The sequence below is a fragment of the Streptomyces sp. NBC_00178 genome (genome assembly GCF_036206005.1).
Classification (GTDB): domain Bacteria; phylum Actinomycetota; class Actinomycetes; order Streptomycetales; family Streptomycetaceae; genus Streptomyces.
Window position 1 is genome coordinate 6,929,664 of the sequence record NZ_CP108143.1, and the last position, 13,737, is coordinate 6,943,400.

The 13,737-nt window shown below is 72.0% G+C and carries 12 protein-coding genes and 1 pseudogene; 6 read left to right on the forward strand and 7 right to left on the reverse strand.

What is annotated here, in order from left to right:
* The first annotated feature begins 95 nt into the window (after nucleotides 1-95).
* The gene (locus tag OHT61_RS30485) at nucleotides 96-488 is read left to right on the forward strand and encodes an STAS domain-containing protein (protein ID WP_329042629.1); all 393 of its coding nucleotides are present in this window, start codon (nucleotides 96-98) and stop codon (nucleotides 486-488) included.
* A gap of 61 nt (nucleotides 489-549) precedes the next feature.
* On the opposite strand, the gene OHT61_RS30490 is transcribed toward OHT61_RS30485, so the two are convergent.
* Nucleotides 550-1,386 carry a hypothetical protein gene (locus OHT61_RS30490; protein ID WP_329042630.1) on the reverse strand — a complete coding sequence of 279 codons (837 nt, stop codon included), beginning with the start codon at nucleotides 1,384-1,386 and terminating at the stop codon, nucleotides 550-552.
* Nucleotides 1,387-1,569: 183 nt separating this feature from the next.
* Nucleotides 1,570-2,388, reverse strand: a complete 819-nt coding sequence (locus tag OHT61_RS30495; RefSeq protein WP_329042631.1) for a response regulator — start codon at nucleotides 2,386-2,388, stop codon at nucleotides 1,570-1,572.
* A gap of 107 nt (nucleotides 2,389-2,495) precedes the next feature.
* Between OHT61_RS30495 and OHT61_RS30500 the strand changes: the two genes are divergently transcribed.
* From OHT61_RS30500 to OHT61_RS30510, 3 genes and pseudogenes are all read left to right on the forward strand, one after another.
* A complete protein-coding gene (locus OHT61_RS30500; protein ID WP_329042633.1) occupies nucleotides 2,496-4,109 on the forward strand; it encodes a sensor histidine kinase in 1,614 nt (537 codons plus the stop codon).
* 124 nt (nucleotides 4,110-4,233) lie between these two features.
* A pseudogene (locus tag OHT61_RS32605) lies at nucleotides 4,234-4,626 on the forward strand (ATP-binding protein); the annotation flags it as partial.
* Between the two features lie 910 nt (nucleotides 4,627-5,536).
* Nucleotides 5,537-6,925, forward strand: a complete 1,389-nt coding sequence (locus OHT61_RS30510) for a helix-turn-helix transcriptional regulator (RefSeq protein WP_329042635.1) — start codon at nucleotides 5,537-5,539, stop codon at nucleotides 6,923-6,925.
* Here OHT61_RS30510 and OHT61_RS30515 read toward each other — a convergent pair.
* Both OHT61_RS30515 and OHT61_RS30520 read right to left on the reverse strand, forming a co-directional pair.
* Nucleotides 6,920-7,861, reverse strand: coding sequence for a GNAT family N-acetyltransferase (locus tag OHT61_RS30515; RefSeq protein WP_329042636.1), 942 nt, complete (start codon nucleotides 7,859-7,861; stop codon nucleotides 6,920-6,922). The two genes, OHT61_RS30510 and OHT61_RS30515, sit on opposite strands and share 6 nt — an antisense overlap.
* A gap of 224 nt (nucleotides 7,862-8,085) precedes the next feature.
* On the reverse strand, nucleotides 8,086-8,613 hold the full coding sequence (locus tag OHT61_RS30520; RefSeq protein ID WP_329042637.1) for a GNAT family N-acetyltransferase: 528 nt from the start codon (nucleotides 8,611-8,613) through the stop codon (nucleotides 8,086-8,088).
* Between the two features lie 319 nt (nucleotides 8,614-8,932).
* On the opposite strand from OHT61_RS30520, the gene OHT61_RS30525 reads away from it, so the two are divergent.
* Nucleotides 8,933-9,490 (forward strand): pyridoxamine 5'-phosphate oxidase family protein, encoded by a 558-nt coding sequence (locus OHT61_RS30525; RefSeq protein ID WP_329042638.1) that lies wholly within the window; start codon nucleotides 8,933-8,935, stop codon nucleotides 9,488-9,490.
* Between the two features lie 22 nt (nucleotides 9,491-9,512).
* On the opposite strand, the gene thpR is transcribed toward OHT61_RS30525, so the two are convergent.
* Nucleotides 9,513-10,106 (reverse strand): RNA 2',3'-cyclic phosphodiesterase, encoded by a 594-nt coding sequence (thpR, locus tag OHT61_RS30530; RefSeq protein WP_329042639.1) that lies wholly within the window; start codon nucleotides 10,104-10,106, stop codon nucleotides 9,513-9,515.
* Nucleotides 10,107-10,339: 233 nt separating this feature from the next.
* Between thpR and OHT61_RS30535 the strand changes: the two genes are divergently transcribed.
* Nucleotides 10,340-10,648 carry a hypothetical protein gene (locus OHT61_RS30535; protein ID WP_327111569.1) on the forward strand — a complete coding sequence of 103 codons (309 nt, stop codon included), beginning with the start codon at nucleotides 10,340-10,342 and terminating at the stop codon, nucleotides 10,646-10,648.
* Between the two features lie 132 nt (nucleotides 10,649-10,780).
* On the opposite strand, the gene OHT61_RS30540 is transcribed toward OHT61_RS30535, so the two are convergent.
* Together OHT61_RS30540 and OHT61_RS30545 are read right to left on the reverse strand one after the other, a co-directional pair.
* Nucleotides 10,781-11,284, reverse strand: coding sequence for a DUF4396 domain-containing protein (locus OHT61_RS30540; RefSeq protein WP_329043442.1), 504 nt, complete (start codon nucleotides 11,282-11,284; stop codon nucleotides 10,781-10,783).
* Nucleotides 11,285-12,456: 1,172 nt separating this feature from the next.
* Nucleotides 12,457-13,677: an alginate lyase family protein gene (locus OHT61_RS30545; RefSeq protein WP_329042640.1), complete on the reverse strand. Its 1,221-nt coding sequence runs from the start codon at nucleotides 13,675-13,677 to the stop codon at nucleotides 12,457-12,459.
* Nucleotides 13,678-13,737 lie beyond the last annotated feature (60 nt).

Here is a 13,737-nt window from a genome sequence, read left to right on the forward strand (position 1 = left end):
CGATGCACTGGTCGACATCCGATGTGTGATCTTCGGCGGTCACCGCCGCTCCTGCCGCGACGGCAATCGTTCCCCGGCCTGGAGTACTGACACCCATGACGCACCGCCCCAACCTCGTCCTCACCGTCCTGCAGCCGGCGGACTCCGTCGCGGTGCTCACCGTGGCCGGGGAGATCGACGTGGACAGCGCGCCCGCCCTGCGGACGAAAGCCATGGAGCTGATCCGGCAGGGGAGACCGCACATCGTGCTGGACCTCGCGTCCGTGGAGTTCTGCGACTCCTCCGGCCTCAACACGATGATCGGCATCCTGCGCTACGCGAAGGACCGCCACGGTTCGCTCTCCCTGGCGGCGCCCCCGCCGCACGTCACGCGACTACTGGACGTAACCGGCGTGGGCGTCCTGATGCCCGTCGCCACCCACCCGTCCGAGGCCGTGGAACGCCTCGTCGTGCCCCGTGGCGCCGACGAGGGGCACGGAACGGCCTGAGGTGGCCCTGGCCTCTCCCCGGTACGCAGGCGGCAGCCCGGCCGGGCCGCACGTGGCGAGGTCAGGGGTGTTCGAAGGCCTGGAGCACCCCCGCGGCGGAGAAGCAGAGTGCCCCTGCGAGCGTGCCCCAGTCGGCGATGTCGACGTTCACGGCGCTTCCCGTCGCGGGACGGGTGAAAGCGGACAGCGCCGAGACGATGAAGAGCGCGGATCCGAGCTGGTTGACCGCGACGATCCACCAGCCCAGGTCCCGGGGGAGGGCACGCGGACGCCCGTGGCAGACCTCGACGAGCGCGAGGTGTCCCGAGACGAGGAACAGGACGCACCCGACCACGTCCGGCGCCCAGACCAGCGTGTCCACCTGCTGCACGGAGAGGCCCTCCAGCAGGGAACTCACCAGGTCGACGCCGAAGACCAGCGTCCCGACGAACAGCACGAACGTGCTCAGCCAGTCGATGCGCGAGGGCTCGTAGCTCCACCATCTCCACCTGGGCGAGGCCAGCCCCGCCCTCCCGGCCTCCTGGCGTGGAGCGTTGACCGACTGGAGCAGGGAGGCGTAGCCGCCGGTGTTGAAGAACAGGCCCCCGACGAAGTAGATCCAGGCGCCCGTCGCGGATGCCGGGCCGAACTGGGCCACGCCGGCGCCGCATGCGAAGAATCCGCCACCGACCGTGAACGAGCCCGCCGCGACGGCGTTGAGCCTGCGAAGGCGACGCACGGACACGCTGTCGGCCGTCCGGGAACGCGCTTCCCGTGCTCCGGCGGCCCGCACGCCCAGCAGTCCGCGCTTGCGCGCCCGCCGCGACTCCCAGACCGCGGTGCTGCCGTCCGCGAGTCGCCAGGTCAGACGGGTCGTGAACGGGCCCGCGCCTTCGGCGGTCTCCTGGGTTCGGCTCACCCGGCGACCCTAGCCGTCCGCCGTCGCACCGGCACGGCCATCCGCCGCGCGCCGAGAGCACCGGCCGTCAGCCTCACGGCGCCGCCACGTCATCGCGAAGCCGTCCGGCCATCGGTCCGCGCGGCGGGAAGGCCCCGGCTCACCGGCCGGGGCGCCGCGCGGACCACTCGATGGCCCCTTCGCTCAGCGTTCGTCGCCCAGGTGGCGGGGAAGCGTCGTGGCCGTGTCGAGGAAGAAGGAATCGATGCTCTGCACGGTCTCGATGAAGTCGTCGAGGTTGACGGGCTTGGTGACGTAGGCGTTCGCGTGCTGGCGGTAGGCGTCGTCGATGTCGTCCGGCGCGGCGGACGTGGTCAGCACGACGATCGGGATGCTCGACAGGTCCGGGTCGTTCTTGAGGACATTGAGGAGCTCGCGGCCGTTCATCCGGGGCATGTTCAGGTCGAGCACGATCAGGTCGGGCCGGTCGGTCTGCGGGTCGCGGAGGTACTCCAGTGCCGCGACGCCGTCGTCGGCCCGCTGGATCCCGCGCGCCATGCCCTGCTCGGTCAGGGCCTCTTCGATGAGCATGGCGTCGGCCATGTCGTCCTCGACGAGCAGAACGGTGTAGCTGCGGGGGACGAGGCCGTTCATGAGGGGGCTCCGGGTCTTGTCGTGGGGAAGCGGTCGTGATGCGGGACGGGCGGTGAAGACGAGTCCGGGCCAGCGCTTGCGGGCACCCTGGCGACTGACGCCCCAGGCCCGGCCCAGCTGTGGGTAGCCGGCGCCCTCCTGCGCGGCGGCCCGCGCGGCCAGGGCCGCGCACTCCTCCACCGCGCGGCCGAGGTACGCCAGGGCCTGCAGCGACGCCAGTGCGTCGTTCCGGGGACCGTCGGAGCCCGGCTCGCCGGCATCCGCCACCGGTGTGCGCAGGACGAGCTGCCGGGCGGCTTCGGCGACGGCCTGTCGTGCCCGCTCGGCCAGCTCCTCCTGTTCCGGAGTCATCTGCGTCTCAACTGCCATGGGAGCACCGTAGACGGCGGGCGACCCCGGGGACAACCGTGGTTGTCCCCGGGGTAGGGTAGCGCCCGCCCAGGTGTGCCGCCGGGGACGAGGAGGATGAACCCGACGTGCAGATCGACGCAGCGCAGCGACAGGCCCCCGTAGCAGAGCCCGCCGCGGGGGGCTGGACCACCCGCGGCTGGCTGGGTTTCTGCTCCGCGGCGGCACTGGCCGTCCTCCTCGCCCTGGCCGGGTGCGGGGTGTGGGTCCTCGCCCACGCCACCGACGTCAACAAGCAGCTCACCGAGCGCTGGTCGCCCGCCCTGATCGCCTCCGTCCGTATGGAGAGCGCCCTGATCAACCAGGAGACGGGCATCCGGGGATACGGCATGACGGGCAAGCGCGAGTTCCTCAGCCCCTATCAGGACGGCCTCACCCAGCAGTCGGCCGCGGACGCCGAACTGTCGCGCCTGGTCCGGGGCGACGAACGGGCTGTGGCCGACCTGGCCGCCGTGCGGGAGCGTTCCGAGCAGTGGCAGGCCACCACGGCCCGGCCCATCAGCGAGTCGGGCGACCCGGTGGGCTCGGCCCTGCGGCACATCGAGTCGGGCAAGGGCAGCTTCGACGCCCTGCGTGCGGCGCTGTCCCGGCAGCAGACCCGCATCGAGGCGGAGAGGGACCGGTCCCGCGACGACCTGCAGCAGGCGCGAGACCTCCGCAACACGGTGTTCATAGCCATCGGCGGCGTGGTCCTCGCCCTCATGGCCCTCGCCTTCGCAGGGCTGCGCCGGGGCGTCCAGCTTCCGCTCGACCGGCTGCGCACCGACGTGCGGAAGATCGCGGACGGCCGCTTCGGCCATTCCATCGTGCCGTCCGGCCCCGCCGATCTGCGCGCACTGGCGACCGACGTGGACGGGATGCGCCGGCGCCTCGCCGGTGAACTGGAGTACAGCGACCGCGCCCGCTCCGAACTCGACGAACGCGCGACGGAACTGCGGCGCTCCAACGAGGAACTGGAGCAGTTCGCCTATGTCGCCTCGCACGACCTGCAGGAACCGCTCCGCAAGGTGGCGAGCTTCTGCCAGTTGCTGGAGCGCCGCTACGCGGACCAGCTCGACGACCGTGCCAAGCAGTACATCGCGTTCGCCGTCGACGGTGCCAACCGCATGCAGACCCTCATCAACGACCTCCTCACCTTCTCCCGTGTCGGGCGCCTGCACGCACAGGACGCCGACGTCGGCCTCGAGGAGCTGCTGCGCCGTACCACCAGCTCGCTGGGCGTGGCGGTGGAGGAGACCGGGGCCGTCATCACACACGACCCGCTTCCCGTCGTGCACGGCGACCCGACCCAGCTCGGGGTCCTCCTGCAGAACCTGATCTCGAACGCCATCAAGTTCCGCGCCCCCGGTGTCGTGCCCCGGGTGCACATCAGTGCCGTGGAGCTCACGGACGTCTCCGCCGACCTCTCCGGTGAGGCAGGCGGCCCCCGTTGGGAGTTCGCGGTGAGCGACAACGGCATCGGGATCGGTCCGGAGTACGCCGAGAGGATCTTCGTGATCTTCCAGCGTCTCCACACGCGCGACAGCTACCCGGGCAACGGCATCGGACTCGCCCTCTGCAAGAAGATCGTCGAGTACCACGGCGGCACGATCACCCTCGACACCGCCCACACCCCCGGGACCCGCTTCGTCTTCACCCTCCCCCCGGCCCGTTCGGACGTGCCGGGAACGGACAGCCCCTGAAGGTGCCTTCGGCGCGAGCGCGGGGCGTCATGGCGTCGCGCGGGGGCCTGCCCCGGCTTCCACCCGTTCCCACCTGGTCATACTGGTCGGCAGGAGCCATGGACGACGCGGGGGCGAGGACCGGATGTTGCTGGGGCGCGGTGCGGAGCAGGACCGGATCGACCTGATCCTGGCCGACTGCAGACGGGGGAGGGGCGCCGCCCTCCTCCTGCACGGCGAGGCGGGCATAGGCAAGACCGCGCTGCTCGACCACGCCGCGGCGCGAGCCGGCGGAATGCGCCTGCTGCGCGTCGAGGGCATCGAATCGGAGATGGACCTCGCCTTCAGCGGGCTGCACCAGCTGTTCCTGCCCGTACTGGACCTCGTCGACCGGCTTCCGCCGCCCCAGGCCACCGCGCTGCGGGCGGTCTTCGGCCTCGGCGACGACCGCGTGGAGGACCCGTTCGTCATCGGCCTCGGGGTGCTGTCGATGCTCTCGCGGCTCGGCACCGACGCTCCGCTCCTCTGTCTGATCGACGACGTGCAGTGGCTCGACCAGCCGACGGTGGACGCGCTCACCTTCGCGGCCCGCAGGATCGGAGCCGAAGCCGCCGCCCTGCTGTTCGCTGCGCGCGACGGTGCTCGCGGCAGCGTGGCACCCAGGCTTCCCACGCTCGCCGTCAGAGGGCTCGACCGGGCGGCGGCCGCATCCCTGGTGACCGGGCTGCCGCCGTCCGTCGCGGAGACGATCATCGAGCAGGCGCACGGCAACCCGCTCGCCCTCCTCGATCTCCCGGGCGCGCTCACGCCGGCCCAGCGGGCGGGACAGCTCGGCCCGCTGGCCTTGCCCGAAGGGCCCACCGCGTTGCCCGGCCGGTTGCAGGAGTCCTTCGCCCGCCAGATCGACCGGCTGCCGGAAGCGACGCAGGTGGTGCTGCTGGTCTCCGCCGCGGACGACACCGGGGAACTGCCCCTCGTGCTGGGCGCGGCGGGCCGGCTGGGGGCCGCGGTCCAGGACCTGGAGCCCGCCGAGCGTGCGGGGCTGGTCTCCGTATCGAGCCGGACGCTCCGCTTCCGGCACCCGCTCGTGCGGAACGCCGCCTATCAGGGAGCGCCCCTGGGCAGGCGGATCGCCGCCCACGAAGCGCTCGCGGAGACGTTGGACGCCGACCGGCACGGACACCGGCGGGCATGGCACCTCGCGGCGGCGGCGACGGGACCCGACGAACGGGTGGCAGCGGAACTGGAGCACGTCGCCGAATGGGCCGGCAGCCGGCAGGCGACGGCCTCCGCGTCGGCCGCGTACGAGCGGGCCGCCCAGCTCACGCAGGACCCCCGTGCGCGGGCCCGACGCCTGATCGGCGCCGCCCGGAAGGCCGCCGAAGCCGGCCAGGACGTGCGCGCCGGCCTCCTGGCCGACCAGGTGACGCTCCCTCTGACCGATCCCGGTGCCGAAGCCGAATCTGGCCCGGGTCCGGGCTGTGGTCGAGCTCGGTTACGGCAGCCCTTCGACCGCCGGCCGCATCCTCCTCGACTGCGCGGACGCCGTGTCACGCAGCCGTCCCGACAAACTCGCCTCCCTGCTGACCGACGCCGCGCACGCGGCCCTTTCCGCCGCGGACACCGATCTCGTCCGCCGGACAGCGGACCGCCGGCCGGACCTTCCCGTGCCCGCCGTGCCCGCCCTCCTGCTCAGCGGCCGGATTCCCGAGGCCCTGGACGTGCTGCGTACGCTCGTCACAGCCTGCGGACTTCCCCGGACCGGGCTCATGGACCGGCTGATGACCGGTATCCACTGCCGGCTGACCGGAGCCCACGAAACCGCGCACGAGATCGCAGCCGCCGCTGTGGAGCTCTGCCGCGCCCACGGCATCAGCGGGTGGCTCCCCACCGCGCTGCACCTTCTGGCGGTGACGGAGGTCTCGCTCGGCAGGTTCGACGAGGCGCGGACGCACGCCTCCGAAGGGCTCCGACTCGCCGGCCACCACGACCTCGATCACAGGGCGGCGCATCTCCGTTCCGTCCTGGCCGTCGCGGCCGCCGTCCGGGGCGACGAGGAGACCACCCGGGCCCTGGCCGGGGAGGCGCTGGCCTACACCCGTCCCCGCGGCGTGGGGCAGGGTACGGCGACGGCCCTGTGGGCCCTCGGCCTGCTCGAACTCGGACTCGGCCGGGCACAGGAGGCGCTGGAACACCTCGACGCGGCACTCGCGGCGGCCGGTGACCCTGTGCTCGCCCCCCATCTGCTGCCCGACCTCGTGGAGGCCGGCGTTCGCGCGGGCCGCCCGGAACGGGCGGTGGAAGCCGTCCGCCTGCTCGCGGACTGGGCCGCTGCCACCGGGCACCCGGCCCCGACCGCCTCGGCGCATCGCTGCGCCGCCCTGACCGGCGCCGACGATGAGGCCGAGCGGCACTTCCAGGCCGCCCTGCTGGCCCACACGGGCGGCAGCGGATTCGAGCGGGCGCGGACCGAACTCGCGTACGGCGCATGGCTGCGCCGGATGCGGCGCCGGATCGACGCCCGCGACCAGCTCAGCGAGGCGCTGACTGCCTTCGAGCAGATGGAAGCCCGTCCCTGGGCCCTGCGGGCCCGTGCCGAACTGCAGGCGGCGGGCGGGCACCAGGACCGGTCCGGGGACGGGACCGACATCCGGATCAGCCGGCTCAGCCCGCAGGAGCGGGAGGTCGTGCGGCTCGCGGCCACGAGGGCGACCAACCGTGAGATCGCCGTACAGCTGTTCCTGAGTCCGCGCACGGTGGGGCATCACCTCTACCGCGCCTTCCCCAAGCTCGGCATCAGTTCCCGCACGGAGCTGGCCTCGCTGCTCACGTCATGACCCGGGCGCCGAGTAGATCATCCGGATCTCGGTGGTGCGATAGCTGGCCCGGGCGAAAGCCGCCGCCATCGGGGCGTTGCCCGTATCCGTGGTGGCGGTGATCAGTTCCGCACCGGACTCCGCCTGGACGCGCGTGATCTCGGCGAGCACGTCGTCGACGTATCCGTGGCCGCGGAACTCCGGCACGACGCCGAGGTAGCCGACGTTGCGGTTGTACGGCGTGGCCGAGGGGACCGCGAGCCCCGCGATCTCGCCCTCCGGGGTGCGGGCCAGCCGCCACCACTCCCGCTCGCCGGGGCAGCCGAGATAGAAGTCCATCTCCTCCCGGGCCGTGGCCTCGGGGCCGAGGGTCGCCAGATTCCGTCGGGTCTCACCGTCCAGGCTGCCTTGGGCGATCCGCCGGAACACCTCCAGGAACTCCTCGTCGGTCGCCTCGGTGAACGTGAGCCGGCCTCGGGACCGAGGCACTCCGGACTCGGGACGCCACTCCAGGCGCAGGCGCTCCACCTCGTCCGTCAACCCGGCGGCCAGTGCCGCTGTGCGGCGCCACGCGAGGGCGCCCGCCACGGCCGGATCCGAGCGCCAGTCAGGGCGCAGCGTCAGGTTGTACAGCGGGAGTCTGGACGCGCCCTGAGAGGCGAAGGCCCCCAGGCCCGCGGTCAGGAGTTCCGTCGCGAGCGCCGACGGGTCGGCGACCGAGCCGTCCACGTGCAGACAGTCGAGAGCGATCGGGTGCGTGCTGGACGCCTGGCCCCACCACAATGCCCGGGCCACGACCCGGTCGTCCTCCTCGGCGATCCAGGTCCATTCCGGCCGGTACATACCCTGGCCGAGTTCGTCCACATAGCGCGCGGCCTCGATCCAGCCGACGGGTTCGTCGACGGTGACGGCGACGACACGCTCGAGGTCGGCCTCGGTCGTAGGGCGAATGATCATGTAGGTCCTCTGTGTTCGACGTGCGTGATGATGCCGCGCCGGGGTGGAGTCGGCGTGCCAGTAGGAACACTAGGCGGGACGACCTGCACCGGCATCGGTCGTCACGACTTAACGTCGCCGGTCGCGAAGACGTACGGGTGCCCCGGCCGGGAGCGGCCCCCGCCGGTAGCCGCCGGGCCGACATGCCTACGGCGTCGCGGTCGTCGGGCTGCCGGCCCACTCGCCTACTCGCTCAGGATGCGCTCCCACAGCAGTCCGTCGTGCCAGCTGCCGTCGAGGCGGATCGAGGAGCGGGCGACCCCGTACGGGCTGAACCCGTTGCGGCGCAGCACGCGTTGCGAGGGAAGATTCGCCATACGGGTGGACGCCTCGACGCGGTGCAGCCCGAGCTCGTCCGTCATCCACCGGATCGCAAGCCCGACGGCGCGCCCGGCGTGCCCTTGGTTCTGGGCGACGCAGGCGATCCAGTACCCGAGCGAGGCGCGGCGCAGGTGCGGCTGCGGCAGGATCCCTCCGACGGTGACCTGCCCGATCAATCGGCCGTCGGCCAGCACCACGCCCGGCCACACCGTGCCGGCCCGGTGAGCGGCCAGCAGGCCGTCGATCCTCTCCGCCTGGCCGGCCGGGGTGAAGAACTCGGGCGGCTGGGCCGGCTCCCACGGCCGGAAGGCCTCGACGTCCCGTGCGCGGTGCGCGGCGACCGACGCGGCGTCCCCCGGCTCGATCAGGCGGATCGAAGTGCTGCTGCCCATGGAGTGACCCTCTCGCCATGCGTCGGATGAGACGGCCGGTGCCACGTGCGGCTGCCTGTGCGCGGCACCCTACGCCCGGTGGGTCGTGGGGCTGCCCGTGCGCGGCACCCTACGCCCGGTGGGTCGTGGGGCGGAACCGGCGGCTCCTGCCGGTCGATGAGGTCCGACGCCTCTCGACGGCGCGGCCGGTGAAGACCGGGAGCCTCGGATTGTTGCGGCCGGCCGCCGCCGGACGGGTCGCGGTGGGTGCGTACGGGTGTGGCGGTGGATCCGGCAGGGCATCGCGTCGTCGACCGCGCAGGACGAAAGGAGATCTGCCATGCCGGCACACGGATCCCGCAAGCAGCCCACCACCGAACTCGACGCCCGCTACAGCTCGGCGCTGAACCCCCGCCCGGGCGCCGAGGACGTGACGGCCACCGACTGGGCCGAGGCGCAGGAGCAGTTGCGGGGCGCCGAGATCTTCTGGGTGTCCACCGTGCGGCCGGACGGGCGCCTGCACGTCACTCCGGTCATCGCTGCCTGGCACGACGGAGTGCTGTACTTCTCCACCGGAACGACCGAGCAGAAGGCCAGGAACCTCGCGCATGACGGGCACTGCGCCCTGACCACGGGCAGGAACTCGCTCATCGAGGGTCTCGACGTCGTCGTCGAGGGAAAGGCGGAGCCGGTCGCCGACCCCGCGGTGCTGGACGAGGTGGTCGAGGCGTACGAGAGGAAGTACGGAGCGCACATCACGTCACCCGAGGGCACCTTCCACGGAATCGGGGACGCCTTCCGGCGCGGGGACGCACTGGTGTACGCGGTGCACCCGGACACCGCCTACGGCTTCGGCCGGAACGACGGTGTCTACTCCCACACACGGTGGTCCTTCTGAACCGTCGGGCCGCCCGGTGGCTCTACGCACCGTGGTGTCCGCTCCCGAGGGGCCAGGCTTCGATGTCGCGGTAGTGGATCGGCCCCCGGCTGCGGCCGGCGTTGCTGCCCACCAGGTGCAGGCGTTCGGCGAACCACGGAGTGCCGCTGAAGCCGGCGAACCCCGCGGCGATCTCCGCCGTCGACGTCCGATCGCCCCGGCGGGCCCGGGCCAGTGTCAGGTGCGGCCGCAGCGGTCGCTCCACGAAGGCGACGCCGCACCGCTCGACCGCGGCGCGCACGTCGGTGGCCAGCAGGTGCAACGCGTCGAGGTCTCCGTCGACACCGCTCCACACCACCCGGTCGTCGAAGTGTCCGCTGCCCCGCAGCGCCAGCCTCGGCGCCGGTCGCGCCGCCGCGACGCCGGCGAGCGGCTGCCGCAGGAGCGGAACGGTCGCGACCGGCAGCTCGCCGAGGAACGCCAGAGTGATGTGCCAGTCCTCGATGCGGTTCCACCGCATCCGGGGGTGCGTGCCGTAAGCGGGGCGCAGTTCCCGCGCGAGTTCCTCCTTCGCGTGGTCCGGCGGGGCGAGGGCGATGAACACGCGCACGGTCGCGGGCGGGGTCTCTTCGTTCACATCGGACTTCGTACCCCATGAGAGCGTCCGGTGCGAAGCCCGGCCCCGCCCGGTGCGGGACATGCGGGGGCGCCGTCGGTGGGGCATGGGGCCGGCGCCCTGGGTGAGCGGGTGGGCGGGGTGCGCTCGGCGGTGTACCGACCCGGCTTGGGCGGGATCCTCGGTGACTTCTGGAAATGTGGGCAGTCGGAACGGGACGCAAGACGTTTGCGCACCGGACGTGAGGAGCTGCCATGACCACCTTTGTCATCACCGTGCCCGGAACCTTCGTCACCGGCATCACGGACACCTCCCGTGCCGCCCTGGAGGGGAAGCTCGCCGCGCAGCACACGGACGTGAGTGAGAGCGAAGGTCTCGACCTGCTCACCCTCAACGACGACGGGACTTTCTCCATCCGGCTCGAAGTCGATGCCTCCGACCGGTACGAGGCGGAACTGGAGGCCGTGGGGCTCGTCTCCAGCGCGCTGCAGGAGACCGGCTACTCGGAGACGGACGCGCCGCTCGGATCGCCCGCCGTCACCGGCATCGACAGCGACCTCTGACCGGCTCCGGGTCTCGTCGGCGGGGACGGCCGGCAGGAGTCGGTCACGTGCGTGGGGGCGATGCCGCATCACCGGTATCGCCCCCACGAGGGTGAGGCCCCCGGCCCGCCGCGTACGGACCGAGCGGTCCCGTCAGTGGTACCCGTGGACGACCGCATGGCCCTTGCCGCGGCCGATCATCCACCTGTTGACCGGGGTCGTGATCACGAAGGCGATCGCCAGGCCGCCCAGCAGGGCCCACCAGAACAGCCCGTCCGCCAGCTGTGCCTCCATCGCACCCGGGACCAGCGCGATGATGCCGTTGTCCACGAGTTCCATCACCGCGATGGAGACGGTGTCGGCCGCCAGGGCCACCTTCAAAGCGGCCCTCGGGCTCAGCCCGGCCCCACGGATCGCGAACAGGGTGAAGGAATAGCCGAAGACGAACGCCAGGGCGATCGCGAGGATCATGGTGGGCGCGTTGCCCCACGCCAGAGCGGTGCCGAAGACCATGCCGAGGATCTCACCGACGGCGCAGCCGGTCAGGCAGTGCAGGGTGGCCTTCGCCGCGGCGCCCCAGGTGACACCACCTTTCCCATGCCCTCCGTGCGCCGCGTGGCCGTCTGCGGTTCCGGTGTGGTGCGCGCTGTCGTCCATGGCCCTCTCCCATCCTGAGCTCGTCATGCGCCGCTCCGGCGGATGCACAGAAGTGAACCATATACCCCCCTGGGGTATTCCCGCAGGATGCTGCCCACCAGCGGCCCACTGCTCCGGCCCGCTGACCTGGGCCTTGGTTCTCGCGTCCGATTCGACCAATCCGTAGGGCCGTTGAGTGCGAATGCCCCAAGGGGCGAAGAGGTCCGGCGGTCTCGCCGGACCTCTTCGGCGCACGGGTGGTGCGGACCCCGGCAACGGACGAGCCCTGCCGACGGCCTGTTCGGCAGGCCGACACAGGTGGAGATACAGATGGGCATACCCCACGCGGCAGCCGGTGACGTACAGGGGGACGGTCAGGACGACACAACGGACGGCACAGGCGACGGCCGGCGGGTCGTGCATTATCGGAACGACGGCACCCCGCGCACCCTCCGGCGTTCCGTCGACGGTCCGGAGTGTCCTGCCGCGGCTGTACCCGTGAGCGGGGCGCACGGGCGGGATGCCGGGCTCCCCTCGGGCCGGCCGGTCTTCGTCGACGTCACCGGGCGGCGCGGCCGGACCTGGCGCCGGGCGGGAACCGTCACCGCGCTCTGCTGCGCCTGCTACGCGACGACCGTCGGCATCGCCCTGGTCGGAGGAGATTCCAGCGCTCCGTTCCTGCACATGCCGCGCGCGATGGGCCTAGCGCGTGCGCCCCCCTGCCGTCGGCCCGTCCGTCGAGCCCCTTCGCGTGGGGGCGTCCTCCGGTCCGGCGGACATCCGCGTCTCCGGCGCACGGCCGGCCGTTCCTCCAGCCGGTGCGGGGCCCTCCGCCGCATCCTCAGAAGGAGGAGTCCAGGCCGGCGCGGGTGGCGACGAGCCCGCGAGCGACCCGCCCACCGCCGCTCCAGAGACCGGCGGAGCCCCGGGATCCGGGGACGCTTCCACTGAGGGCGGCGGCAGCGCGCCCGAGCCCGAGCCCGAGCCCGAGGGTGACGGGGCCGGCGCCTCGTCCGGCGATCCGGTCGGGGATCTCCTGGCAGGGCTCCTGGGCGGGTTGCTGGGGCGGCGCTGACCGGCTGTGCGGGCAGGCCGCGCGCGAGCCGGATGTATGACGCCGGCTCGGCGGGATCGGCCCCCGCTTTCCCGCGCCCGGGAGCGCGGGGGCCAATCCCTGGCCTGCTCCAGGGAGGTCAGGACGGGTTGTCGCCGTGGGTCAGGGTCTCCCAGGCCACGAAGAGGTTGTTGCTGCCGGCGGGCCGGCTCTGCTCGGTCAGCCGCTGGGTGTTGGTCATCGCGATACCGAGGCGGTTGTGCAGGGCGTTGTAGCCGACCTCGGTGACGGGCCCGAGGCCCAGGTGCAGCGATCCGTTGCACAGCGAGCCGGGAACCGCCTCGCCGAGCTGGTACTTGGACTGGAAGCCGAGCGCCTGCCGAAGGCGTTCTCCGACATCCGTGCCGTAGAGGTCCTGTCCCTGGATCCGGCTGGTCTCGGCGACGTGGGCGATGGCCGAGATGCCGTACCCCGTGTGCGTGAAGTCGCGGCAGGTCTCCTGGGTGAGTCCGGTGACGAACGTGGACTGCCCCTGCCAGTAGTTGACGATCTTGGCGGTCGTGTCGAGGTTCTGGCTCGGGACCGTCCTGGGCAGGGCGCCGTCGGAGGCGAGGTAGACGTAAGCCGCCGTGCGCGTCCGGAACTTCGCCATGGCCTTGTCGTACGACGTCCTGTCCTCGAGGAAGACGGAGATGCCGACCGCGGCCTCCATCATCGACAGTTCCCAGTTGCCGTTGGAGTTGGACCCGTTGATGACCTTGGGAAGGTAGACGTCACGCAACATGGTCGAGAAGCGGCCGGAGTTGGCCCACGTCCCGGTGTAGGTGTACTTGATGATCTCGGCCGCCTTGGGCCACGAGGAGCCGGCCCACCCCGTCTGCAGCGGGGCGTTGCTGTTGGTGTGGCTCTTGATGACCGCCGACCAGGCGTCCATCAGCTGGATGGACTTCTTCGCGTACCGGTCGTCGCGCGTGATGTACCAGGCGAGTGCGTCGGTGTACGCGGCTATCGCGTCCTCCCGCTCGTCCGTGCAGCCGTAATTGGGGTTGGAGTACGAGCCGCACTCCACGGTCGCGCGAGGTGCGGGCGTCCGGTTCAGGTCCGCGTACCTGCTCGCCATCATCTGGTCGAACGCGCCCTTCCAGGGCTGGGCGCCGGAATTCACCTTGCCTCGGACGAAGTCCAGTTGTCCCTGGGAGACGGTGACTCCCGGGTGGGCGAAAGCGGTCGGCGCGGCCTCGGCGCGTTCGGCGCCCGGCCAGGAGAGGAAGCTCGCGATCAGGGCGATGAGAGCACCGGCCGCGACGGCTATGGGGCCGGGACGCCGTCTCCGGCGGTGCACCACGGGGGAGTCAGGCATGTGGGGGGCCATCCGTTCTTGTATGTGAACGTTGCACTGGCTGATGAACACGCGTGCTGA